Raw genomic sequence first — 22,984 nt, forward strand, 5'->3', positions numbered from 1 at the left:
TATCGGGCCGGTCCTCGGCAGCCTCAACATCGTCTTCTTCAGCTCGGCGATGTCTCCGGAGGTCGCGGCCAGGCGTTACCTGCGTGCACTCAAAGAAGCCGTCAGGGACATCGAAAGGCGCTGGCGCGCCCTGCAACACGCGGGAAAAGCCTGACCGTGCCGGGATCACCGCCCCTTCCAGCGCGGCGGCCGTTTCTCGACGAAGGCGGCGATGCCCTCGACGCGGTCCTCCGACAGATAGGGATTGACGCCCTCGTTGAGGCGCAGCGCCGCCGACGCCGGCAGGCCCGAGGCCTTGGACGCGGTCTCCTTCATTCGGCGCACAGTGATAGGGGCATTGCCGGCGATCTGCGTGGCCCATGCCATCGCCTCATCCAGCGCCTTGCCCTTGGCCACGACCTTGTTGAGGAAGCCGATGCTCTCGGCCTTCGCGGCATCGATGTATTCGGACCGGAACAAGAGATCGAGCGCGTGCGCCCGCGGAATCGCGCGCGGCAGCATTACGGTAGCGAAATGGGCACCCATCCCTCGCTTGGCTTCCGGCAGGCCGAACACGGCATGCTCCTCGCCGATCCGGAGGTCGCAGGCGAGCGCCAGCTCGAACCCCCCGGCGACCGCCGCTCCGTTGATCGCGGCAACTACCGGCTTATAGGTCTCGTAGATCACCTCGAAGACGAAGCGCTCCCGGGTCGACATGAGATAGACGAAGGGTTTGCCGGCCTGGTCCGCCTCGTGCCGCGCCTTCAGGTCGAAGCCGCCGCAGAACGCCCGGTCGCCTGCGCCCGTGACCACGATCGCCCGCACCTCGGGATCGGCCCCGGCCTCGACGAATGCCTCGGCGATCGCCGCCATCAGCTCCGGGGTGAGCGCATTGGCGCGCTGCGGTCGATTGAGCGTCAACACACGAACATGTCCGCGATCCTCGATCACGAGATCCTGCGCGGCCTCGCCGGCCGTTTCCTGCTGCGTCTGTCCCGGTGTGCTCACGGCAACCTCTCGATCGATGATCCTGGCCGAACGATCGCCCGCCCGCGCTCGCAAGACAACGCCGCGATCGCATCGACTTGCAGACCGTTTCGCGCGATAAAGGCGGCGTGACTCGACAGTCCGGCCGGTTTCAGAGCGGGAATGCCTGAAGCCCAGCACACCCGAAACTACGTGGCTCTCGCCGCCCTGGCCGTCGTCGCGACGCAATTCTCGAATGCCTGGGGCGCGGCGTGGTCGAAGTCCCTGTTCGCCGCCATCGGGCCGGAGGGCGTCATTGCGCTCCGCGTCGGCTTCAGCGCGATCCTGCTCGGCGTCGTGACCCGGGCCTGGCGGCTTCGCGTGAAGCGAAACCAGATCGGCAACGTCGTCGCCTACGGCCTCGCCCTCGGGCTGATGAACAGCATCGCCTATCAGGCCTATGCGCGCATTCCGATCGGCATCGGCATGGCAATCGAGGTAACCGGGCCGCTCGCCGTCGTCGTCTTCAACTCGCGCCGGCTCGCCGACCTGGCATGGGTTGCCTGTGCGATCACCGGCCTGGTCCTGCTGCTGTTCAAGGGAGTGGGCGATGTCGCCGCCGTGGACCCGCTCGGTATCGCATTCGCCTTCGGCTCGGCGGTATGCTGGGCAAGCTACATCGTCTACGGAAAACGGGTCTCGACGCTGGGCGGCGGCAGCATCGCGGCCGCCGGCCTGGCGATTGCCTTCGTCTTCGTCGTTCCGTTCGGCCTCGCGACCACCGGCGCCAAGCTGTTTCGCGAGGAATGGCTGGCGGCCGGGCTGGTGATCGCGATCCTGTGCAGCGCCATTCCCTTCTTCCTGCAGATCCACGCCATGCGCCAGCTCCCTTCACGGGTCTACGGCCTCCTCGCCAGCGCCGTTCCGGCGGTGGGCGCGATCATGGCCTATGTCGTTCTCGGCGAAGCGCTCGACCTGCAGCAATGCCTCGGCATCCTGCTCGTCATCGTCGCCGGCGCCGGCGCGACCCTCGGTCTGTCGAAAGGGCGGTAGGGCGCGCCACGCCCAGGTGCTCATGGTCTTCCGGACCGCGGGCGTCTCGCCCGCTCATGATTCATGAACCATGAGCGGGCGAGACGCCCGCGGTCCGGAAGACCATGAGCGACGCTGGAGTGGCGCGCTCCCGGCGACGACTATCACCCCTGAGGGACGCCCGCGCCGGACGGGCGCGCCCATGCGGCGGCGCGCTCCAGGAGGCGCCGCGCGCGAACGACGACTGGCAGGTCGATCATGCTGCCCTCGAATGCCACCGCTCCCGCACCATCAGCCGCCGCGGCATCAAAGGCCGCGATCAGACGGCGCGCGCGGTCGAGCTCGGAGTCCGATGCACCGTACTCTTCGTTGATGATCGGCACGTGCGCCGGATGAATGCAGGAAGCCGTCGTGAAGCCCAGAGCCCGGCCGCGCCGCAACCCGGCTCTGTAGGAATCGAGGTCGTTGATGTTGGCAAGCTGGCCCATCGAGCCCATCGGCAGGATGCCGGCTGCACGCGCCGCCGCGAGGCCCTGCATGGCGAAGACATACATGCTGTCGGCCGAAGGAACGGCGCCGAGCTCGGTCGCCATGTCCTCCCCGCCGACCGACATGCCGGCTATCCGCGGCTCGGCGGCAATGGCGTAGAGGTGCGGCAGCGCCGCCGGCGATTCGATCAAGGCGAGGAAACGCGTATGGCCGATCGTCATGCCGAGCGCCGTCTCGCGATCGCTCACCAGCTCGGCCAGCAGCCTCACGTGCTCGGGGCCCATCACCTTGGGCAGCATAAGGGCGGCGATGCCGGGCATGACGGCCGCGGCGATATCGGCGACGGCGAGATCGAGCGGGCGGTTGATGCGCACCACGACGTCAGCGCCGGCCTGGGCGACGCGCGGCACGGTGGCCGCCAGGGCGGCGCGCGCCGTCGCCTTGTGAGTCGGCAGGACCGAATCCTCGAGGTCGAGAATGATGGCGTCGGCACCACGCGTATGAGCCTTGGCAATGAATCGTTCCGAGGTCATCGGAACGAACAGCAGCGATCGCCAGGACGGCAGGGGCGAGGTCATGTGATGCACTCCAGTCTGCAGGCCCCCTTCTAGACCGCGGCTGTGACAAAGTCGTCGCTGCGCCTATCACAGGCCGACCTGCGAAATCAGCACGGGACACGGCAACACCGGAGAGGGGCTGCACCAAGGAAGCTCATGGCTGGGACCGCGCCCCTTGCCGGAAGCAGATCAACTTCCACTGGGAGCGCGCCACTCCGATGGCTCTTCATGATTTCACATCCCAAGCGCGCCATCGGAGTGGCGCGGTCCCGGCGCATGACGCGCTCTTGTCGACGTTAGGCCCCGTGGCGCGCCGCCGGCTCTCAGGTTCCGCTGCCGCCACGCAGGAAGCACCTGACATATCCGTCCTGCTCGCAGATGTGGGAGTGCAACGGGATGCGGTTCAGGCGGTCCGGCAGGATCCGCTCGGCTGGCACGAACTGCCATTGACCGCCGAAGAAGGCCTCCCATTGGCCGTCATCGCGCGGCCTGGCTTGCACCGGCCGGCAATCGCCACTCGTCTCATCGCCCTTGCAGCACGAATAGCCCTGCGGCGTCTCGAGATGCTGATACCAGTCGTGATTGGTGGCGTGTCCGTCGCCGTGCTCGCCCGACTGCGCGCGTGCAACGTCCTGGCACATTGCAACTCGGGCGCCGACGAGCAGCACCAACATTGCCGCAACGGCGATGTGTCGATCGAGCGTGAGCATCTTACCGCCGGCATTAATGGCCGGCGGTCCCCGAGGTTCCGCCGCAGGGGTGCGTCATTCCAGCCGATGTCCGCGTTCGCTATCACCTTTCTCCAGACATCGGTTGCGCGCGCGATGTGCGGCTTCGTTCCTCTGCCGTGCCGCTCAGAGACCCCATGCCCTGCTGTGCATAGGCTGCGCGCACTTCGGCGGCTGCGAGCGCTTTGTTCATCATCGTACAAATCGCGGCATTCCGCTCGGGTGGCGTCTTCGACGACATCACGATGGCGTACCGTTCGTGGCGGAAAGGTCGGGGAGCCAAAGCCGGGGAAGCCCCAGCCCCTCTGCGCCCCCATGCTCCGGCACGGGGGCGCCAATGTGGCGATGCTTCGCCAGAAGTCAGTTCGCAGCCGCAGCCAGCTTGTCTTCAGTCCTGAGCTCGAAGTCGCTGGCATCGTGGCGTTCGCGCAGCTGCATCGCGGGATCGCCCTGCAGGCGATTGACGATGCGGCCACGCTTGACCGCCGGGCGTGCACCGATGGCATCGGCCCAGCGGTTGACGTTCTTGTATTCGTGCACCGCCAGAAACTCGCCGGCGCCATAGAGCAGCCCCTTCGACAGGCCGCCGTACCACGGCCACACCGCGATGTCGGCGATGGTGTAATCGTCGCCTGCGAGGTACGGCGTCTCGCCGAGGCGGCGCTCGAGCACGTCGAGCTGCCGCTTGGTCTCCATGGCGAAGCGGTCGATGGCGTACTCGATCTTGAACGGGGCGTAGGCATAGAAGTGGCCGAAGCCACCGCCCAGGTAGGGTGCGCTGCCCATCTGCCAGAACAGCCACGACAGGCACTCGGCACGCCCGGCGACATCCTTGGGCAGGAACTCGCCGAACTTCTCGGCGAGATGCAGCAGCATCGCACCCGATTCGAAGATGCGGATCGGCTTGGCGCCGCTGCGGTCGACCAGCGCCGGAATCTTGGAGTTGGGGTTGACGGCGACGAAGCCGCTGCCGAACTGCTCGCCCTCGCCGATCCTGATCAGCCAGGCGTCGTATTCAGCGCCCTTGTGGCCGCGCGCCAGCAGCTCCTCGAGCATGATCGTGACCTTCTGGCCGTTCGGCGTGCCCAGCGAATAGAGCTGCAGAGGATGCTTGCCGACCGGCAGCTCCTTGTCGTGCGTCGGCCCGGCGACCGGCCGGTTTATGTTGGCGAAGCGGCCGCCGTTCGGCTTGTTCCAGACCCAAACCTTCGGCGGCACGTAGTCGGATGCGCTGCTCATGCTCCAGTTCCTTTGCTGGCGGTTTCGTTCATGGCGCCATTCTAACTTGCCGGTGGCCTTCCGGCGCGCCCGGCGACAAACTTCGGACAAGGAAAACGAATGGAGGAATAAGTATCATGAGGGCAGACCGGCAACGCCGCTTCGGCGATCTCGCGGACGACATCGCCGCCCGCCTGCCCGACCGCGAAGGCCTGGTGTTCGGCGCCAAGCGCTACACGTTCCGCCAGATCGCCGCGCACATCGACGAGGCGGCACGCCGCCTGATCGCGGCCGGAGTCGGCCACGGCGAGCACGTCGCGTTGTGGCTCAACAATTGCGACGACTGGATCTTCATCTCGTTCGCAGTGCAGAAGATCGGTGCCGTGCTGGTGCCGATCAACACGCGGTTCCGCCCGCGCGACCTGTCCTACGTCCTGGCGCAGTCCGACAGCCGATTCCTGATCACCCATGACCGCTCGGGCCCGGTCGACTATGCCGGCATGGTGCGCGAGGCGATCAGCCTGCCCGCCTCGGGCCACGCCGTGCAGGATCCGCGCTTCCCCGTGCTACGCTCGGTGATCCTGCTCGGCGAGGCGCCGCAGGCGGGAACCCTGGATTGGCAGTCGCTTGCCGGGCCTGCACGGCAGATTTCCGCCGACCATCTGGCGGCGCGAGCCCGCGCCGTCGACCCGGCCGCGACCGCCTTCATCATGTACACCTCGGGTACCACCGGCTTCCCAAAGGGGGTCGTGCGCAGCCATGAGCTGATCCGCAACGTCGAGGAGCGCGCCCACCGGATGGCGATTACCTACAACGACACGATCCTCAATTACCTGCCGCTGTTCCATGCTCTCGCCCTGTCGGAGGCGGCCTGGATGTCGATGATCACCGGCGCGCGGCAGATCGTGACCCGGAGCTTCGATCCCGAGGAGAGCCTCGACCTGATCGAGCAGGAACGCGCCACGGTCATTCACGGCTTCGAGGCGCACGTGAAAGGGCTCAGCGACGCGCAGGAGGCACGCCCGCGCAACGTCTCCAGCCTGCGTACCGGCATCTTCGCCGCCGGCATGCTGAGCGCCACGCCTGTGGTGCGCCGCGGCATGAAGGCCCTCGCGCCGATCAGAAATCTCTCCGGATACGGCATGACCGAGATCTGGCTAGGTGTGTCGCTGTCCTCGCTCGACGACGACGAGATGCATCGCAGCGAGGCGTCCGGCTGGCCGGGAATCGGCTACGAGCTGCGCATCGTCGACGACGGCACAGGGGCGGTGCTTGGGCCAGGCGTTGCAGGTGAACTGCAGGTGCGTGGCTGGGCGGTGATGAAGGAGTACTACAAGAAGCCCGCCGAGACCGCCGCCTGCTTCACCGAGGATGGCTGGTTCCGCACCGGCGATGCCGCGATATGGTTGGCGGACGGCCATCTCCGCTTCCTCGGCCGCTACAAGGACATGCTCAAGGTCGGCGGCGAGAACGTCGATCCGATGGAGACCGAGGGCCTGCTGCTGGAGCATCCTGCCGTCCAGCAGGTCGCCGTGGTCGGACTGCCGGATGAACGCCTGGGCGAGGTCGCAGTGGCCTATGTCGAACGTCGTCAGGGCCTTTCGCTCGAGGCCGACGAGGTGCTCGGCCATTGCCGCGGCAAGATCGCAAGCTTCAAGCTGCCGCGGCACGTCGTTTTCGTCGAGGCCTTCCCGATGACCGAGTCGGGCAAGATCAGGAAGGCGATGCTGCGCGAGGACGCGCTGAAGCGCTTCGGTCAGGCGAGCAGGTTGAGCCAATCCTGAGCACGCGTCCCGCGTCTGAAACTCTCGTTTCCGTTCGGATCGATGGGCCGCTCGTAGAGCCTGCAGACGACCTCGCCTGCGTTGCGCGCCGACAAGACCTCGCGCAACGTCTCGCCGGCACGATGTTCTGCATGATGAAGCTCGAAGTCGACGAAGCGGAGCTGACCGACATAGCTCGATTCCCTGATGCAGGAGCCGAACTCGGCCTTGAATGCGGCCTGGCGGCCGGGATGCCACTGGCAGATGCCGAATGCCAAACCGCCGGCGCCGAGAGCCTGGGGATCGAACTCGCTCTCGGCCTCGATGTTGGCGATCAACCCTGCGGCGTGCTCCCTGGACCAGCCCACATTGGTGAAGAAGGCAAGCGCTTCACGCGCGCGCACGAGCTTCGTTCCGGAAACCGTGATGGGCATCACACACCCCCTCCTGGATATGACACAATCGAACTCGATGACCCGCTGGCCGACTTCCGCTCGCCCTCACTGTTCACGTCTTCGCCTCCGACATCACCGTCGGAACAGGCATTGGTTGCTAGCGGCGCAGGTACGGTCGCCGGCAACGGATCGCGGCCAGTATCCGCAGGTGCCGTTAGTGCACCGTTATTTCTGGTTCCGGTGACGCCTCGGCCGGACTTCGCCCGCCCTGCTCGCCGATCACCAGCGCCGAATGATTGTCGAGGTCGGCGCGAAGACGAATTTCGGCGGTACCAAGATGATGTGGCCCGGGTTCTTGAGCGAGGTCAGCAGCATCCAGACGAAGGGAAGGACCATCCACAGGAGCAGCAGCGCCGCCGCCAGTCAGACGGCGACCTGCTGCACAGGGCGCTGCCACGATATCGCGCGCGCGGCCATCAGGTCGTGCTCTCGGCGGCGCGATTCCACAGCCGCATCAGCAGGTAGCTCACCAGGACGAATGCCCCGCTCCGGCTGCGCGCGGACTGTTCACGGGACCATCCGCCGGGTTACGCTCGCGCCAAGAGAAAAGCCTCCGGAGGAAAAATCATGCTAAAGAAGATCGCTGCGGCACTTGCCGCGGTGCTGCTGATGCCTTGCGTCGCGGCCCAGGCGCAGCCCTATCCGTCGAAGCCGATTCGGTTCGTCCTGCCATTCGGCGCGGGATCAGCGACCGATGCCTTGGCGCGCATTGTCGGCCAGGAACTGGAGCAGATGCTCGGCCAACCCATCATCGTGGTGCCCAAGCCGGGCGCCGACGGCGCGCTGGCCGCCGGCGAGGTCAAGCGCGCGGCGCCGGACGGCTATACCTTCCTGTTCGGCACCAACAGCCCGCTGGCGGTGGCGCCGAACCTGCAGAAGGTGCCACCCTACGACGTCATGGCTGACTTCACGCCGGTCACCTACCTCGGCGACAACACATTCTTCATCGTCGCCCATCCTTCCCTGCCGGCGAGCACGCTCGGCGAGCTCATCGCCTTCGCCCGGACGAGCCCCAAGCCGGTGAATTACGCCTCCGGCAATACCTACGCCCTCGTCTCGATGGCGATGCTGGCGGCCAACAATCGCATCACGCTCGAAGCGATCCGCTACAAGTCCGAGCCGGATGCGATGACCGACCTCCTGTCGGGCCGGGTGCCGCTGATGAACAGCACCTCGACGTCCGCGCTGGCCCACATCAAGGCCGGCAAGCTCCGCGCCCTGTCCACGGGGTTCGACGAGCGCAGTCCCCTGCTGCCCGAGGTACCCTCGCTCGTCGAGGCTGGCCAGCGCAAGCTGCCGATAAGCCCGTGGTTCGCCCTGGTCGGCCCGGCCGGTCTGCCTTCCGAGATCGTCGCCGCCATGAACAAGGCGATGGCCGCCGCCCTCGCCAAGCCGTCGGTCAAGGAACAGATGCAGCGCCACGGCTTCGCACCGAAATCGTCGAGCCCCGAAGCACTGGCCGCCTACATGAAGGATCAGCTCGCGGTCTGGAAGGTGGCGCTGAGGGATGCCGGCCTCGAGCCGCAGTGAGGCCTGACCGAATGGGCTGACTGAATCTGCGCCAACCTGCAACCAAAGCCAGAGCCCAGGCATTTATCCGAATCATCAGAGGAGCGTTCCGAATGCCCTACCTGGATCTGGCTCCGGCGATCGCCGCCATCCGTTCACGCCCGGAAGAGTTCGAGTTCTCCAACGACACACTGCACCATCGGCCGAGCCGGCACCACTTCCGGTTCGTCGCCGAGGACGAGGTGCGAATCGACGCGGTGTGCGACTGCTCCCTCCTGCGCGCCACACCCGAGCAGACGCGGAAGTTCCACGCGGCTTTCCGCGATTGGCGTACCTCCTATTGGCGCGGCGTCGAGGTCAATCGCGAGTTCGCCCGGCACTTCGACACGCCGCTGTGGCGGCGGTGCGCGATCTGGCTGCTGCGGCGGGTGGTGTCGCTGCCGTCGGCCGGACGGCATGGCCACGCTGTGCGCGACAGCAAGCAGGCCGTCGCAACCTAGCACGGCCTGCCCTCGAACCGCATTGTCGCCACGCCGTCAATAGCTCGGCTTGCTCGGGAACGGCGTCAGCTGCAGCTCGTGCGTCCAGCACGAACGATCCTGGGTGTGCAGGTAGTAGAAGGCGTCGGCGATCTTCTCCGGATTGATCACCAGGTCGGGGTTCTGGCGGACCCGCGGCAGGGCGCGGGTGCCGGGTGAATCGATGGTGCCGTCGATCACCACGTTGGCGACGTGGATACCGTGCTCGGAGTATTCCTCGGTGAGCACCTGCGCCAGGGTACGCATCATCACGCGCGGATAGTAGAGCGACTGGCCCGTCATCCGCTTGCGGCCGCGCAGCGAGCTCGCGTTGTTGGAAAACAGGAACGTGCCCTCGCCGCGCTTGCGCATGGCCGGCAGGACTTCCTTGGCGACCAGAAACGGGCCACGGCTGGCAATGTGATGGGCGGTGTCGAACATCTCGACCGGAATGTGCTCGAGCAACTCCTTGTCCGGCGGCAGGTCGCGACCCTCGAGATAACCCGCATTGTAGACCACGACCTGGGGCTCGCCGGCCTGGTTGCGGATCGTGGCGAAGGCCGCCGAGATCGACTCTTGGCGCGACAGATCGAGCTCGACCACCATGCCGTCGCCGCCCTGGGCGTGAATCGCCTTCTCGAGGCCGGCCGCGTTGACGGCGGTGCGCGTCGTCATGACGACGAAGAAGCCCTCGCGGGCGAACTTCTGGGCAATGGCGCCGCCGACGCCCCAGCGCACGCCCACGGGCAGGCCGCTGTCGTCGACGGCCTTGCCATGCACCAGCTTGGTGTTGCGGCCGTCCGATTGCCATTTCGACGTGGCGCCGATCACCACCGCGACCGGTTTCCCCTTGGTGTTCTTTCCGGCTTTCTCGGCCATGCCCGCTTCCTCCTTCGTTCGATGCTCCTCACTAATCTCAATCGAACAACGTCGCCAGGCGCTGCTTCATCTGGTCGGCGACGTAGAGTGCCAGCGCCTGGATGGTCGAGGTCGGGTTCACTCCGCCCGAGGTCACCCAGATGCTGCCGTCGACGATGAACAGGTTCTTCACGTCGTGGCTGCGGCCCCATTCGTTGACGACCGAGCGCCCGGGATCGGCCCCCATGCGTGCCGTGCCGAGGAGATGACCCGGGTAGTTCAGCACCGTGCGCGAGCAGTAGAGCCGGCTGGCGCCCGCCTCGGTCAGGATCTCCTCGGCGCGGGCGATGCCGTGCTCCATCATGCGCTGCGTGTTCTCGCTGATGGTGTAGTCGATGCGCGGCGCGGGAATGCCGTTGCTGTCCTTGAGCACGGGATCGAGCGTCACCCGGTTGCGCTCCTCCGGCAGGTCCTCGCAGGCGACGCCGATATTGACCCGCCGGTCGAGCAGGCCGCGGTAGATGCGATGATGATCGCGGCCCCACGGCAAATGACCGGCGCCGGCCGCGACCATCGCATGGTTGGCCGGGCCGGTGCCGCGGCCGAACTGCAGCGTGTAGCCGCGCACGAAATCGCGCGCCGGGTCGGTCTCGTAGAACTGCTTGCTCCACATGCAGGTAATGGGGCCGCGCCCGCCATCGAGCGGCTCGTCGACATAGCCCGACACGATCGGCCAGGGATGCAGCATCAGGTTCTTGCCGACCAGGCCGGAAGAATTGGCGAGCCCGTTGGGAAACCGCCCCGACACCGAGTTCAGCAGCAGGCGCGGCGTGCCCACGCCGTTGCACGCCACGATCACTACCTCGGCCGGCTGGAAGTGCTCCTTGCCCTCGGCGTCGTAGTAGACGGCACCCGATGCCATACCATCCCGGCCGACAGTGATCTCGCGCACCCGGCAGCGCGTGCGCAGTTCGACTCCGGCGCGCAGCGCCAATGGCCAGTAGGTGATGTCGGTGCTGGCCTTGGCGCCCTGCGCGCAGCCCGGCGTGCAGTGACCGAGGTTGATGCAGGGCGCCCGGCCTTCGTAGCTCGTGGTAGCGATGGTGGTGTCGGACGGCCACCAGTGCCAGCCTAGCCGGTTCATCGCCTGGGCGTAACGCGTGCCGGTCTTGCCGAGCGGGATCGGCGGCATCGGCGGATGGCGCGGCGGCACGCCGGGATCGCCGGCCAGACCGGAGACGCCCATCATGCGGTCGTTCTCCTCGTAGAACCGCTCCAGCGTCCAGTAGTCGATCGGCCAGTCGTCCGCCACGCCGTCGAGCGACCGCACGCGGAAATCCGACGGGTGCATGCGCGGCCAGTGCGCCGTGTAGATGATCGTGCCGCCGCCGACGCCGTTGAAGTTGGCGATCTTCATCAACGAACTGTCGTCGTTGATCGGATAGTCGGTGTCGCGGCCGCGCCGGTTCGGGCTGATGTCGAAATCGCCGTAGCGCCGCGCTTCCCAGTCGCGCCCATTGGTGGGGAAGTCGGTCGACTTCACCCAGTCACCCTGCTCGAGGCAGAGGATGCGCATCTTCGTCTCGGCGAGGCTCCACGCCGCCGCGGCCCCCGAGGCGCCGGAGCCGATGATCAGGACGTCGACCCGTTCCTGTCCGGCCCTCTCCTGTCCGGCCCTCTCCTGTCCGGCCATGTCAGCGCTCTCCCGAAAGGGCGGCGCGATCATCGCGCCACAAGGGCGCGCGCCCGCGAACCGGATCGAGCAGCGACCAGTCGCCCTGCTCCAGGAGGTAGCCCTTCGGGAAAGGCGCCCGCGCTTCCAGCCCAAGCGCCACCAGGACCCGGTCGTCGCGGTAGTAGGCGCCGAGCACCAGGCGGCCCAGCATCACCGCCGCCGCGCCGCCGCTCTTGTACCAGTCGTTGACGAGAGCCTCGCGCCGATCCCGGTCGAGTCCGGCGAACGCGCCGTCCGCCTTGCGCCCGATCGCGGCCAGGGCCTCGCGAATCAGTGGCAGGTCGCGTCCGATCGATTTCTCGATGTCGGCCAGGATGGCGGGATCGTCGGCTCCGGGCATGCCGAGCTCGCCATCCGCCGGCACCATCGTGCCGGCGATGATGCCGAGGTCATGGCGTTCGGCGGCGCTCAGTCCGGAGTTGGAAAGGCTGTCCATGGGGTCTCGAGCGGATTGCGGTTACTTCGGGCGGTCGTGATGCGCGGCGATCATGCGGGCCACCGCCATCGTCACGCGCTTGCCGGTCGGGATGTGCAGGAACTCGTTGGGCCCGTGCGCATTGGAGTGTGGCCCGAGCACACCGGTGATGACGAACTGGGTATCGGGAAACTTTTCGCCGAGCATACCCATGAAGGGGATAGAGCCGCCTTCGCCCATGTAGGCCGCCGGCTTGCCGAACGCATCCTGCGAGGCCTGCGCCACTGCCTTGGCCAGCCACGGCGCGAGCTGCGGCGCGTGCCAGCCACTCTGCCCGCCTTCGGCGTCGAACTCGATCTCGGCGCCGTAGGGCGCATCGGCCTCGAGCGCGCGCTTGATCGCCTGCGTCGCGACGGCAGCGTCGAGCGTCGGCGGAACCCGGATGCTGAGCTTGGCCGTGGAATAGGGCAGCAGCACGTTGCCGGCATTGCCTGGCGTCGGATAGCCATCCATCGCCACCACCGCGAGCTGCGGCCGCCAGGTGCGGTTCAGCACCAACTCGCCGCGATCGCCCGCCATCGGCCGCGTCGCGCCTGCGAAGGGGTACCGATTGTAGACCGCGTCGCCCAACACCTCCGCCGCTGCCTTGGCCTGCTCGATGCGTTGCGGCGGGATCTGGACGTAGAGATCGTCGAGCTTGATCGCGCCGGTCGCCTCGTCCTCGATCCGCGACAGCAGCCCGCGCAGCAGGCGGAAGGATGACGGCACGATGCCGGACGCATCGCCCGAATGGACGCCTTCGGTCAGCACCCGAACGGTCAGCGTTCCCGCGGCGATGCCGCGCAACGACGTGGTAAGCCACAGCCGCTCGTAGTCGCCGCAGCCCGAGTCGAGGCAAACGACCAACGACGGGCTGCCGATGCGGCCGATCAGATGGTCGACATAGTACGGCAGGTCGTAGCTGCCCGATTCCTCGCACGCCTCGATCATGATCACGCAGCGGGCGCGCGGCACGTTCTGCTCGCGCAGGGCGTGGAGGGCGGCAAAGCAGCCATACATCGCATAGCCGTCATCGGCGCCGCCGCGACCATAGAGCTTATCGTCCTTGATGACCGGTATCCATGGCCCAAGTCCTTCCGCCCAGCCCTTCATCTCGGGCTGCTTGTCGAGATGGCCGTAGAGCAGGACGGTGTCGCTGCCATCGCCTGGAACGTCGATGAAGATCAGCGGCGTGCGGCCGGGCAGGCGCACGACCTCCAGGGTAGCGCCGGCAAACGCGGCGAGCTCGCGGCGCGCCCACGTCTCCATCAGCCTGACGGCGTCTTCCATGTAGCCGTGCTCGACCCATTGCGGATCGTAGGCCGGCGATTTGTTGGGGATGCGGATGTACTCGACGAGGGACGGCACGATCGCATCGTCCCAGAACGTATCGACGAAGGTCTTCAGGCGGTGGGTGTCCATGCGCCCATGTTAGGACAAGGCAAAGGCCTCTCGCTACGTTCTCTCGTTCTCCCCTCCAGCTTCTCTGCCAGGGAGCGGACACATCTCGAAATCCCTCCCCGGTCATCGGGGGAGGTGCCCCATAGGCGTTAAACCAAGAAGAATCCTCATCCTGAGGAGGCCGCGCAGCGGCCGTCTCGAAGGATGGGCCACACAGTAGATCGTTGAAAAAAGCGATGTCGCAGCGGTCCCTCCTTTGCCGACCAAAGGGCGAAGGTTACTTCGCCCGATTCGAGACGCGGCCCGGCGGGCCGCTCCTCACGGTGAGGATTCTTCTTAGTTTAAGGCCTATGGGGAGGTGCCCCGTCATACGGGGCCTGCCTTCGCCGAAGCGAAGCCGCCTCGGCTTCGCGCAGGCAGGCGGAGGGGGAGTGCGGCGAGAGGATGCTTCTGATTCCGACGTCGGAACTTCATGAACCTCGCGTAAGGCCTTCTCCCTCCGGCCCTCCGGGCCAACTCCCCCGATGACGGGGGAGGAAAATGAGATGCGTCGACTCCATTGCGCAGGTAGCGTTGGCCCTTCACGCTGCGCCCCGCGCATTTCGAGGGGAGGATCGCCCAATGAAATTCGGCGCGTCGATGTTCTTCACCGACTATTCGATGGGCCCCGCCGAGCTCGCGGTCGCGCTGGAGCAGCGCGGCTTCGATATCGTCTGGGCGCCCGAGCATTCGCACATACCCCTGTCGCGCAAGACCGGCTTCATCCTCGGCGGCGACCTGCCCAAACGCTACTACGACGTCATGGACCCGTTCGTGACCCTGACTGCCGCCGCGATGGCGACGAAGACGCTCAAGGTCGGGACGGGCGTGTGCCTGGTGGCGCAGCGCGACCCCATCCAGACCGCCAAGCTGGTCGCCTCGCTCGACCAGGTCTCGGGCGGGCGCTTCGTGTTCGGCGTCGGCAACGGCTGGAACCAGGACGAGATGGAGAATCACGGCACCGCCTACGCCACCCGCCACAAGCGGGCACGCGAGAACATCGAGGCGATGAAGGCGATCTGGACCAAATCGAAGGCCGAGTATCACGGCGAGTTCGTCAAGTTCGGCCCGATGATGGCGTGGCCCAAGCCGGTGCAGAAACCGCATCCGCCAATCCTGGTCGGCGGCGCATTCCCCTACTCGGCGCGCCGCGCCGTACGCTACGGCGACGGCTGGATGCCGCAGATCACCGAGAAGAGCCCGACTCCGCTGGTAGAGCTGATCCCGATGTTCCGCCAATTGTGCGCCGAGGCCGATCGCGATCCCGACAGGATGGACATCTCGATCGGCGGCCAGCTGCCCGACGCCGACCTGGTGAAGCGCTACCGCGATGCCGGCGTCAATCGTGTGTCGGCCAGCCTGCCGTCGGAGAAGGCCGACACCATCCTGCCGATCCTCGACAAGTGGGTGGCCGTGATGCGCGCGATGGGCGGCTAGATTCGTCTTTCGGCGCGCAGCGGCGCGGTCACCTGCCGAGATCTCTCAGGATCTCGCGCGCAGCGTTGTGGCCGGGGACACCTCCGACGCCGCCACCGGGATGGGCCGACGATCCACACTGGTACAGACCCTTGAGCGGGCTGCGATAATCCGCCCAATGCGGCGCCGGCCGCGCGAAGAACAGCTGATCGATATTGAGCTCGCCGTGGAAGATGTGGCCGTGCGGCGAGCCGATCCTCGCCTCGATATCGGGCGGGGTCAGCACCTGCATGCCGATGATGCCGTCTGAGAAACCGGGCGCGTGCTCGTCCATCACCCTAAGTACGTTCTTGACGAAATCCGGCTTGCGGGTCTCCCAGCCACCCTCCTTCAGCGTATACGGCGCGTGGCCGCCGAAGAGGTGGACGACATGCTTGCCGGACGGCGCGATGGTGTCGTCGACGAAGCTCGGCGCCACCGGCGTGATGAAGGGGTCGCGCGACCAGTCGCCCCATTTGGCGTCGTCATAGGCGCGCTCGAGATATTCGATCGTGGGCCCGATATGGGCATATGTCGGATAGGGAAAGCCGCAGACCGCCGGATCGAAGGCGCGGTATTGCGGCAACCTCTCGCAGGCGATGTTGACCTTGAAGGCGGTCGAGAAGGTCCGATAGGTCTTGACGTCGCGCACGAGCTCGGCAGGCAGCGCACTCTCGGGGAGGAACTTGAGGAAGGTGAGCTTGGCGCTGACATTGCTCGCCACGACGCTGGCCACGATCCTCGTGCCGTCTTCCAGCGTGACGCCCGTCACCCGCCCGCCCGTCGTATCGATCGAGGCAACGGCAGCATTGGTGCGAATCTGCAGTTCCTTGCCGCGGCCATACGCGGCGATCGCCTGGGTGATCGTCCCCATGCCGCCGCGAACGAAGCCCCAACCGCCGGCGCCGGCATGCTCGCCCATGACATGGTGCATGATGACGTAGGCGGAGCCGGGCGTGCGCGGTCCGGCGAAAGTGCCGATGCCGGAGTAGTAGGCGAGCGCCGCCTTGACATGCGTGCTCTCGAACCACTCCGAGAGATAGTCATCGGCGCTCATCGTCACCAAATCGATGAGGCGGAAAAGCTTCCCGCCGATCTTGCGGTATTTCCACAGGAACTGCGCCGTCTGCTTGAAGGCGCGCCAGTCGCGGCAGCTCGGATCGGGTGGTGTCTCGAGCAGAAGCCTGCGGACTATCTGCGCCGCTTCCATCAGGTAACGGTCGAAGTCGGGATAGATGGCCGCGTCCTTCTCGGAGAAGCGCGCGAAGCTTGCTTGCGTCTTCGCCATGGTGTCGCTGAAGACGAGGTGATCGCCGCCCGGCAGCGACGAGAACATGTCCGAGGCCGGCAGCACCTCGAAGCCGTGCTTGTGCAACTCGAGATCGGCGATGACCTTGGGATGCAGCAGACTCATGAGATAGCTGAAGACGGAAAACTTGAAGCCCGGAATGACTTCCTCTGTCACCGCGGCGCCGCCGATCACGTCGCGGCGTTCGAGCACGAGCGTCCTCAGGCCGGCGCGGGCGAGATAGGCACCACAGGTCAGGCCATTATGCCCGCCGCCGATGATCACTGCGTCGTACCGTTCGGCCACCCTGCCCCCAACGAAGCTAGCGTTGGCTCAACCTGAATGAAACGGAGCGCCGTTTCAACGGCTGAAGACTCTCCGGTCGCGAAAGAGACGCGCCCGAAGATCGCCCGGCGCGCAGTCAGCCCGCATCTGCGGGATCTCTCAGTCGGACCGGAGTGATGCGCGCGATGGGCGGCTAGAAGCGGCCAGCGATTCGAACCGTGCCGCCGATGGAGCCGTAGCGATCGGCGAACTCGGCGTCGGCCTGCAGGCGCAACGACCAGGTGCGGTCGAGCTCGAAGTTCGACATGACGCGCACGATGCCCATGTCGCTCGGCAGGGGCGCGCCGGATACCACGAACGCAGAACCCGGCAAGGACTGGAACCACGCCGCGGCCGAGCCTGTCGTCTGGTACTCGTGCGCCCAGGCGAGCCGAGCCACGAGCCTGGTCCGGGCGCCGAACACGTTGCCGAGCTCGGCGTCGCCCTCGAGGCCGAGCTCCGACCGAAGGGAGGAGGTCGAGCCGCCGCCGAAGCAGAGCGCGGTGCCGCCGCCCTGCTGGGAGGTCTCGCAAAAGCCCGGCGTGTCGAGCACCTGGCCCTGGCCGGCCACGAACGGCGTCACGCCATGCTCGCCGAAGGCAAAGCGATGGCCGATCTCGGCACGTCCCGACCAGGTCGTCGCGGTGTAGCTCGCCGTCAGCCAGTCGGCGAGGTAGGGCACGGGGCGCTGCGTGTTCACGCCGAACTGGCCCCACGCACCCGCGGCAGCGAGATAAAGCGGCCCGAGGGTCGTGCGGCCGTAGAGTCCGACCTGGAACATGTTGCCCCGCCCGGTCCCCAGCCCGTTGCCGAGAAACCAGTTCGCCGACCCGCCGGTGATGGCAAATCCCAACAGACCTTCGTCGAAGGTCCAGTCGCCCCCGGCCGCGAGGCCCTGCGTCGAAGCCTGGACGGCGGAAGAGCCCGTGTTGGCCTGACCCTCCAGCCAGCCATAGCCGCCGAAGCCGGCGAGCCAGCCACGCAGACGCCGCGGCTCCGCGGCGGGCTCGCTGGCGGTGAGCGAAGCGTATTGGTTGCCGCCGACGGAGAGGCCGGCGCCACCGCCGCGCGCCAGCACGGTGTCGAGGAACTGGTTGCCGAACGCAAAGGCCGAGACCTGCACCCCGGTCTGCACCTCGCCGGACAGCGCGCCGAGCGAGCCGGCAAGCGCGCCGCCGGTCTGGCCGAACAGCGCCGCAAGACCGCTCGGCAGGCTGTTGCCGGTGTTGAAGCCATTGTTGATCGCCGCAGCGACGGCGCTCTGATTGGCGGTGAGCGGCGTGCCGACGCCGAGACCGGCCGTCAGGTTCAGCAGCACATCGGTCGAGGTGTAGGACAGGCTGGCAAGGAAGCCCGCCGGCAGGTCGGGCGCGACCAGCGCGTCGAACGCGCCGCTGCGCCCGCCCGCCGCCGACAGGATCGATTGGCCACGCGGCGAATAGGAGCCGCCCGGCACGAAGCTCGCCAGCACGGTGCCTTTCAGGCTGGCGCTGCCGGTGGCGGTGACGCGATCGATCGCCCCTGGCGCCACCTCGACGGCGTAGATCGAGCCGGGGGCAAACGAGAGATTGCCCTGCACGGCGAGCGTGCCGATCGAACTGCCCGGCGCCAGAATGCCGCCGCTGCCGACGGTCGTCGTGCCGACCCGGCCACTGCCGCCCAGCGTGCCCATGACGTTCACGGACGAGACGAGTGAGCCGTCGACTACGAGCGTCGCCCCGCTCTCGATCGTGGTCGGCCCACTGTAGGTGCTGGCGCCAGTGAACACGATGCGTCCGCCGCTTTCGCTGTTCGCCACGACAAGCTGACCCGGCATGCCTGGCACGGCGTCGGACAGCGCGCCCGACAGCCGGGCGCTGTTGCCGCGCTGGTCGAGGCGGTTGGTCGGCGAACCGTCGACCGTGAAGTTCTGGCCGTAGGTCTGGCCGTTGGTGTCGACCTGCAGCGTACCGCCCTGGAAGGCGGGAATGACCGTCGTTCCGACGTTGCTGATGAAGTAGGTCTGGCCGGCGGCGATGGTCGAGACCGGCATCACCCCGGCGCTGCTCAGCGGGCCGAACACGCCCGACGTGTCGTAGGGCCGCAACACCATGGCGCCGCTCGCACCCTCGCCCGTAATCTGTCCTGTCAGGCTGGTCAGAACGCCGTCGTCGAGCCGGCTGAATACAACGTTGCCCTCGGGCGTCATCGAGCCCAGCAGGGTGAAGTTGCCAGCGCTCGAGTCGAGCGGCGGTGCGCCCAGCCCCCAATAGTAGCCGTTGGAATAGTCGGTGATCTTGAAAGTGCCGGGACTCGTCGTGCCGAACAGCGTCTGGCTCCTGATCTGCCACGTCGTCCCCGCCGTCCAGCGCCATTCCGGCGAGGTGATGTTGGCGGTAGTGAACTGCGAGGCCGAGGGCGGCGTGAAGGTGGCCGGGTTGTAGGGCGTCATGTAGGCCCAATGAGTGATCACCGCAGCGGGGCTGGTGATCATCTGCATTTCCATCAGCGGAACACCCGCAATCTCGCGCATCTGACCGATGCCCAGGGTGATGAGAGACCCGGACGAGTTGAAGAAGCCGATGGCGATCTGCCCGGAGGTCGTCACCACGCCCTGCATTGCCTGGGAACTCGTCGACGACTGCCCCGCATTGTAGAACGTCGCCGTGCTCTGCCCGGTGAACACGCCGTGGGTCGCCGTGCCCAGCGCCCACAACGTCTGATCGCCGATCGCCGTCGGTGGCGGCGTTGTGAAGCTTCGGGTGCTCGATGCGTAGGCGATCAGGTTGGGTACCGGCACATACCAGTTGGAGTTGGTGAGCAGTGCATCCCAGCGCGAACCTTGCGCATGCGCCGAAATCGATTGGAAGCAAAGGCACGCGAGGATGGTGATCGACGCGCAGCGTAGCCTCTTGCATCGTCCCTTGGTCTGCATGAATGATCGGCCCCCCCGAAGCCAGCGAACTCTAACCGTCGGCCGTCAGTCGCTACAACACTTGATGATCGGGTGCGCAGCGCCAGAACCATTGCCGATACTCGCGCTCGGCCCATTCGATGCATACGCCGGCATGGGTCAGCGGATCGACGATCGAACGATCGATCTGCTGTACAACCTTGGCCGCTTCGGCATGCGCCCGGCTGGAAAACGCGCCGCGCCGGCGTTCGAATCGATAGGCCTGCACGATGTCCATGAGAGCGTTGTTGGTGCGCGCCCATGCCAGGACGGCGGCGCGCTGCTCCGCGATGCGCCGCCATTCGGCCTCGACCTCCTCCGATGTCGCCGGCGCGGTGCTACCGGGCACCAGGCGATGCAGCCGCTCCTTGAGCAGCACCGACGCCATGAGCGCGCCCTGCTCGGGAAAGCGAAAATGGAAGTATTCGAGACCATTGAAACAGCCGCTCCGCCATCGGCGGTCGATCTGCGCCGCGCTTTCGTTGAGCCTGCCCTGCTCGGCATAGGTGAGCAGCCCGCGCGCGATGCGGGCGACCCTCACGGGATAGAGCCGCGCAATGGCGGCCGAACTCAGGGAGCCGCGCACAATGCGATCCGACGGCATTTCCATGTGGCCCCTCCCTTCCTCTACTGCAGGAACAAACAGAGAACAAAAAGTGCGGCAAGTCAATGATCCGCCATGGGGGCCTGCGAACCAAATCGGTAAACTCACGGCCGGCGCATCAGGTCGTCGGGGCAAGGTCCTGGTTGTCGAGCAGCCGCTGCAATGCCGCACCCGCAGCTTCGAGGATCCGGTCGAGAATGACGCGACCGTGCTCGACGGAAGCACCGGAGGCATCGCCGATGACGCCATGATCGGCGATCCGCGGATCGCCGCTGCTCCACGGCCAACTCACACCCGGATCGAGAATGGTAGCGCGCACCTTCGCGTCGTCCACGGACCTGGCGGGACCGCCAATACGCTCGCGGCGCACGCGATCGGGCGCGAGGGCCAGCATGAGCGAGGTCTCGTCCTTGCCGGCGTGGATCTCGGGCATGCCAACCGCTGGCACCGGGCTCATCAGGGCGCCGGTATGCAAGGCGCAGACGTTCAAGCCGAAGTCGGCCGTCAACTCGTAGCCCAGCACTTCGAGGATGCCGCGGTTGCCGCCATGGCCGTTGACGATCATGAGGTTGCGCGCCGGCAGCGCTCGCGCGATCTCGCGCGCCAGTTCACGCAGGAACGTCGTCATGCCGGTGACCGACAGCGACAGCGTGCCGGCCGTCCAAGCGTGCTCGCGCGACAGGCCGAGCGGCAAGATCGGAAGCTGCCACAGATCGAAGGCTTCGCCGAAGCGCGCGGTGATGGCATGTGCGATGCGCTCGGCCAGGATGGCATCGGTATCGAGCGGCAGATGAGGCCCGTGCTGCTCCATCGAACCGACCGGCAGCACCAGCACCGAGCGCGCGCCGAGGTGAGAAACCTCCTCGAAGGTGAGGCTGCCGAGCGCACGGTCTTTCATCGACTCATCCCCTGACCATGCGGCGAAGGACGACATCCTTCAGCACGAAATGATGGAGCAGCGCCGCCCCGATATGGAGGACGATCAGGACGAGCAGCGCAAACCCCACCACCCGATGAACCGCGAACAGGGCTTCGGAGAAGGGCCGATCCACGGGCCAGATCGGCGGCAGCTCGAACAGCCAGAACACCAGGATGGGCGCGCGATAGGCCGAGGTCGCGAGCCAGCCGACCATCGCCTGCAGCAACAGCAGCCCGTAGAACGCCCAGTGGGTGGCGTGCGCGATGCGGCGCTGGCCTGCCGGCACGCTGGCCGGCAGCGGTGGCGGCGGATGGTTCATCCGATAGAACAGGCGCGCCAGCACGAGTGGCAGCAGGACGGCCCCGATCGAACGATGCAGGTGATAGAGCGTGTCCTGCGCCGCGCCGACATTGAGGTTGGCCATGACGATCCCGATGGGAATCATCACGAGAACAAGCGCTGCCGTCGACCAATGGAACCATCGGGCGATCGATGTGTATCCCGCCTCGGTACGATCGGACATGACTTCCCTAGTCTTCTCCGTCTGCCGCCAGGGCCTCGAGCTGATGTCCCGCGCGTTCGGCCTTGGCCACCATGTAGCGGCGGTTGTCGGTGTTGATGGCCGCCTCGAGGGGCACCCGGCCGGCAAGGTCGACGCCGGCGCGGGCAAGTCCCGCGAGCTTTGCAGGGTTGTTGGTCAGCAAAAGAACCTGCCTGCAGGCCAACAGATGCAGCATGCGGGCCGCGATTCCATAGTCGCGCTCGTCGTCATCGAAGCCCAGCATCGTATTGGCGTCGATCGTGTCCAACCCGGTATCCTGCAGCGCATAGGCGCGCATCTTGTTGGCAAGCCCGAGCCCACGGCCCTCCTGGGGCAGATAGAGGACAATGCCGCCGCCGATTTCCGCCAACCGCGCCAGGGCGAGGCGAAGCTGCTCGCCGCAGTCGCAACGCCGCGAACCGAATACGTCGCCCGTCAGGCAGGCGGAATGTATCCTCACCGGCACGGGACGCGATCGATCGGGCTTTCCGACGACCACGGCCGTGGCGGTCTCACCCTGACCGTCGCGGAACACGACGAAGCGCGCGCGACCGCCTGCCTCGAGGGGAATGGCCGCCTCGCTTACGATCGACAGGGACAATGCCGACTCTGTCCGGAAACCGTCGATCGCACTCGCGTCAACCTGCACGGCCAGGCGTGACATCCCGGCCAGTCTCTCGGGCGAGAGCTCAGCCACCAGCAGGGCGGGGAGCAGCTGGGCAAGCTTCATCAACCGCACACCGTCCTTCTCCAGGGCGGTCGCCGGCGTGCCGCGGAGTCTGTTCGTCACGACAGGGGCTTCGACCAGGGAAAGGATCGCGTTCACCTCGATCTCCTCCGGCAGCTCGAGGTGCACCGGCTCGCGGATGGCGTGGCCGATCGCGCGCGCTCGGCTTGCCGAGAGAACCAGCCTCAGCCGACTCGGAGCAACAACATCGCGGAAGGCCCCAAGGCTCGCGGCGCGCAGTCCCTCCGCGGGCAGGGCCAGCAGCGGTGCCTCGCGGCTTCCATCCGCGCCGACGATCACTATCGGCCGGCCGGCGCGCAACTCCGTCAGGCCTCGACCGATCGCGATGCTCTCGCTGCTTCCGAACAGAAGCCGGATCGGCGAGGAATTCTTGCCACCACTTCCGTTATGCATAGTCACCGCCGTGCGGGCTCTGGAACCCTCGACCATCGAACTTAGGGCCAACCCGACAGCGCATCGTACACGATTATTT

The 22,984-nt window shown here is 66.7% G+C and carries 20 protein-coding genes; 5 read left to right on the forward strand and 15 right to left on the reverse strand.

What is annotated here, in order from left to right:
• Nucleotides 1–165 precede the first annotated feature (165 nt).
• The gene (locus tag AB7O82_RS11615) at nt 166–987 is read right to left on the reverse strand and encodes an enoyl-CoA hydratase/isomerase family protein (protein ID WP_428555510.1); all 822 of its coding nucleotides are present in this window, start codon (nt 985–987) and stop codon (nt 166–168) included.
• 141 nt (nt 988–1,128) lie between these two features.
• On the opposite strand from AB7O82_RS11615, the gene AB7O82_RS11620 reads away from it, so the two are divergent.
• A complete protein-coding gene (locus tag AB7O82_RS11620; RefSeq protein ID WP_428555513.1) occupies nt 1,129–1,998 on the forward strand; it encodes an EamA family transporter in 870 nt (289 codons plus the stop codon).
• A 143-nt stretch (nt 1,999–2,141) separates the two neighbouring features.
• On the opposite strand, the gene AB7O82_RS11625 is transcribed toward AB7O82_RS11620, so the two are convergent.
• The 3 genes from AB7O82_RS11625 to yghU form a co-directional block, all read right to left on the reverse strand.
• Complete coding sequence (locus AB7O82_RS11625; protein WP_428619425.1) at nt 2,142–3,044, reverse strand: HpcH/HpaI aldolase/citrate lyase family protein; 903 nt, start codon at nt 3,042–3,044, stop codon at nt 2,142–2,144.
• 302 nt (nt 3,045–3,346) lie between these two features.
• Entirely contained in the window at nt 3,347–3,733 is a 387-nt protein-coding gene (locus AB7O82_RS11630) for a hypothetical protein (RefSeq protein WP_428549687.1), read from the reverse strand.
• A 378-nt stretch (nt 3,734–4,111) separates the two neighbouring features.
• Complete coding sequence (yghU, locus tag AB7O82_RS11635) at nt 4,112–4,990, reverse strand: glutathione-dependent disulfide-bond oxidoreductase (protein ID WP_428549685.1); 879 nt, start codon at nt 4,988–4,990, stop codon at nt 4,112–4,114.
• Between the two features lie 116 nt (nt 4,991–5,106).
• Between yghU and AB7O82_RS11640 the strand changes: the two genes are divergently transcribed.
• Nucleotides 5,107–6,753: an AMP-binding protein gene (locus tag AB7O82_RS11640; protein ID WP_428549683.1), complete on the forward strand. Its 1,647-nt coding sequence runs from the start codon at nt 5,107–5,109 to the stop codon at nt 6,751–6,753.
• On the opposite strand, the gene AB7O82_RS11645 is transcribed toward AB7O82_RS11640, so the two are convergent.
• Entirely contained in the window at nt 6,726–7,166 is a 441-nt protein-coding gene (locus AB7O82_RS11645) for a phage tail tip lysozyme (RefSeq protein WP_428549681.1), read from the reverse strand. The two genes, AB7O82_RS11640 and AB7O82_RS11645, sit on opposite strands and share 28 nt — an antisense overlap.
• Nucleotides 7,167–7,754: 588 nt before the next feature.
• Here AB7O82_RS11645 and AB7O82_RS11650 point away from each other — a divergent pair.
• On the forward strand, nt 7,755–8,717 hold the full coding sequence (locus AB7O82_RS11650) for a Bug family tripartite tricarboxylate transporter substrate binding protein (protein ID WP_428549679.1): 963 nt from the start codon (nt 7,755–7,757) through the stop codon (nt 8,715–8,717).
• Between the two features lie 92 nt (nt 8,718–8,809).
• The gene (locus AB7O82_RS11655) at nt 8,810–9,196 is read left to right on the forward strand and encodes a hypothetical protein (RefSeq protein WP_428549677.1); all 387 of its coding nucleotides are present in this window, start codon (nt 8,810–8,812) and stop codon (nt 9,194–9,196) included.
• A gap of 36 nt (nt 9,197–9,232) precedes the next feature.
• Here AB7O82_RS11655 and AB7O82_RS11660 read toward each other — a convergent pair whose 3' ends face one another.
• Genes AB7O82_RS11660 through AB7O82_RS11675 form a run of 4 tightly spaced genes read right to left on the reverse strand, consistent with a single transcriptional unit; the run spans nt 9,233 to nt 13,683 of the window.
• The gene (locus tag AB7O82_RS11660; protein WP_428549675.1) at nt 9,233–10,093 is read right to left on the reverse strand and encodes an SDR family oxidoreductase; all 861 of its coding nucleotides are present in this window, start codon (nt 10,091–10,093) and stop codon (nt 9,233–9,235) included.
• Nucleotides 10,094–10,130: 37 nt separating this feature from the next.
• Nucleotides 10,131–11,765, reverse strand: a complete 1,635-nt coding sequence (locus AB7O82_RS11665) for a GMC family oxidoreductase (protein ID WP_428549673.1) — start codon at nt 11,763–11,765, stop codon at nt 10,131–10,133.
• 1 nt (nt 11,766) lies between these two features.
• A complete protein-coding gene (locus AB7O82_RS11670; protein WP_428549671.1) occupies nt 11,767–12,243 on the reverse strand; it encodes a hypothetical protein in 477 nt (158 codons plus the stop codon).
• 21 nt (nt 12,244–12,264) lie between these two features.
• Entirely contained in the window at nt 12,265–13,683 is a 1,419-nt protein-coding gene (locus AB7O82_RS11675) for a M20 family metallopeptidase (RefSeq protein WP_428549669.1), read from the reverse strand.
• A 600-nt stretch (nt 13,684–14,283) separates the two neighbouring features.
• Here AB7O82_RS11675 and AB7O82_RS11680 point away from each other — a divergent pair.
• The gene (locus tag AB7O82_RS11680) at nt 14,284–15,138 is read left to right on the forward strand and encodes an LLM class F420-dependent oxidoreductase (protein ID WP_428549667.1); all 855 of its coding nucleotides are present in this window, start codon (nt 14,284–14,286) and stop codon (nt 15,136–15,138) included.
• A 28-nt stretch (nt 15,139–15,166) separates the two neighbouring features.
• On the opposite strand, the gene AB7O82_RS11685 is transcribed toward AB7O82_RS11680, so the two are convergent.
• From AB7O82_RS11685 to ribA, 6 genes are all read right to left on the reverse strand, one after another.
• Complete coding sequence (locus AB7O82_RS11685) at nt 15,167–16,750, reverse strand: phytoene desaturase family protein (protein WP_428549665.1); 1,584 nt, start codon at nt 16,748–16,750, stop codon at nt 15,167–15,169.
• A gap of 172 nt (nt 16,751–16,922) precedes the next feature.
• Nucleotides 16,923–19,547, reverse strand: coding sequence for an autotransporter outer membrane beta-barrel domain-containing protein (locus tag AB7O82_RS11690; RefSeq protein WP_428619428.1), 2,625 nt, complete (start codon nt 19,545–19,547; stop codon nt 16,923–16,925).
• Between the two features lie 187 nt (nt 19,548–19,734).
• Complete coding sequence (locus tag AB7O82_RS11695) at nt 19,735–20,310, reverse strand: hypothetical protein (protein WP_428541017.1); 576 nt, start codon at nt 20,308–20,310, stop codon at nt 19,735–19,737.
• A gap of 112 nt (nt 20,311–20,422) precedes the next feature.
• A complete protein-coding gene (locus AB7O82_RS11700) occupies nt 20,423–21,202 on the reverse strand; it encodes a creatininase family protein (RefSeq protein ID WP_428541014.1) in 780 nt (259 codons plus the stop codon).
• Between the two features lie 4 nt (nt 21,203–21,206).
• On the reverse strand, nt 21,207–21,746 hold the full coding sequence (locus tag AB7O82_RS11705; RefSeq protein ID WP_428541011.1) for a cytochrome b: 540 nt from the start codon (nt 21,744–21,746) through the stop codon (nt 21,207–21,209).
• Between the two features lie 7 nt (nt 21,747–21,753).
• Complete coding sequence (gene ribA / locus AB7O82_RS11710) at nt 21,754–22,941, reverse strand: GTP cyclohydrolase II RibA (protein WP_428541008.1); 1,188 nt, start codon at nt 22,939–22,941, stop codon at nt 21,754–21,756.
• Nucleotides 22,942–22,984 lie beyond the last annotated feature (43 nt).

It is taken from the genome of Reyranella sp. (assembly GCF_050185545.1).
Lineage (GTDB): Bacteria > Pseudomonadota > Alphaproteobacteria > Reyranellales > Reyranellaceae > Reyranella.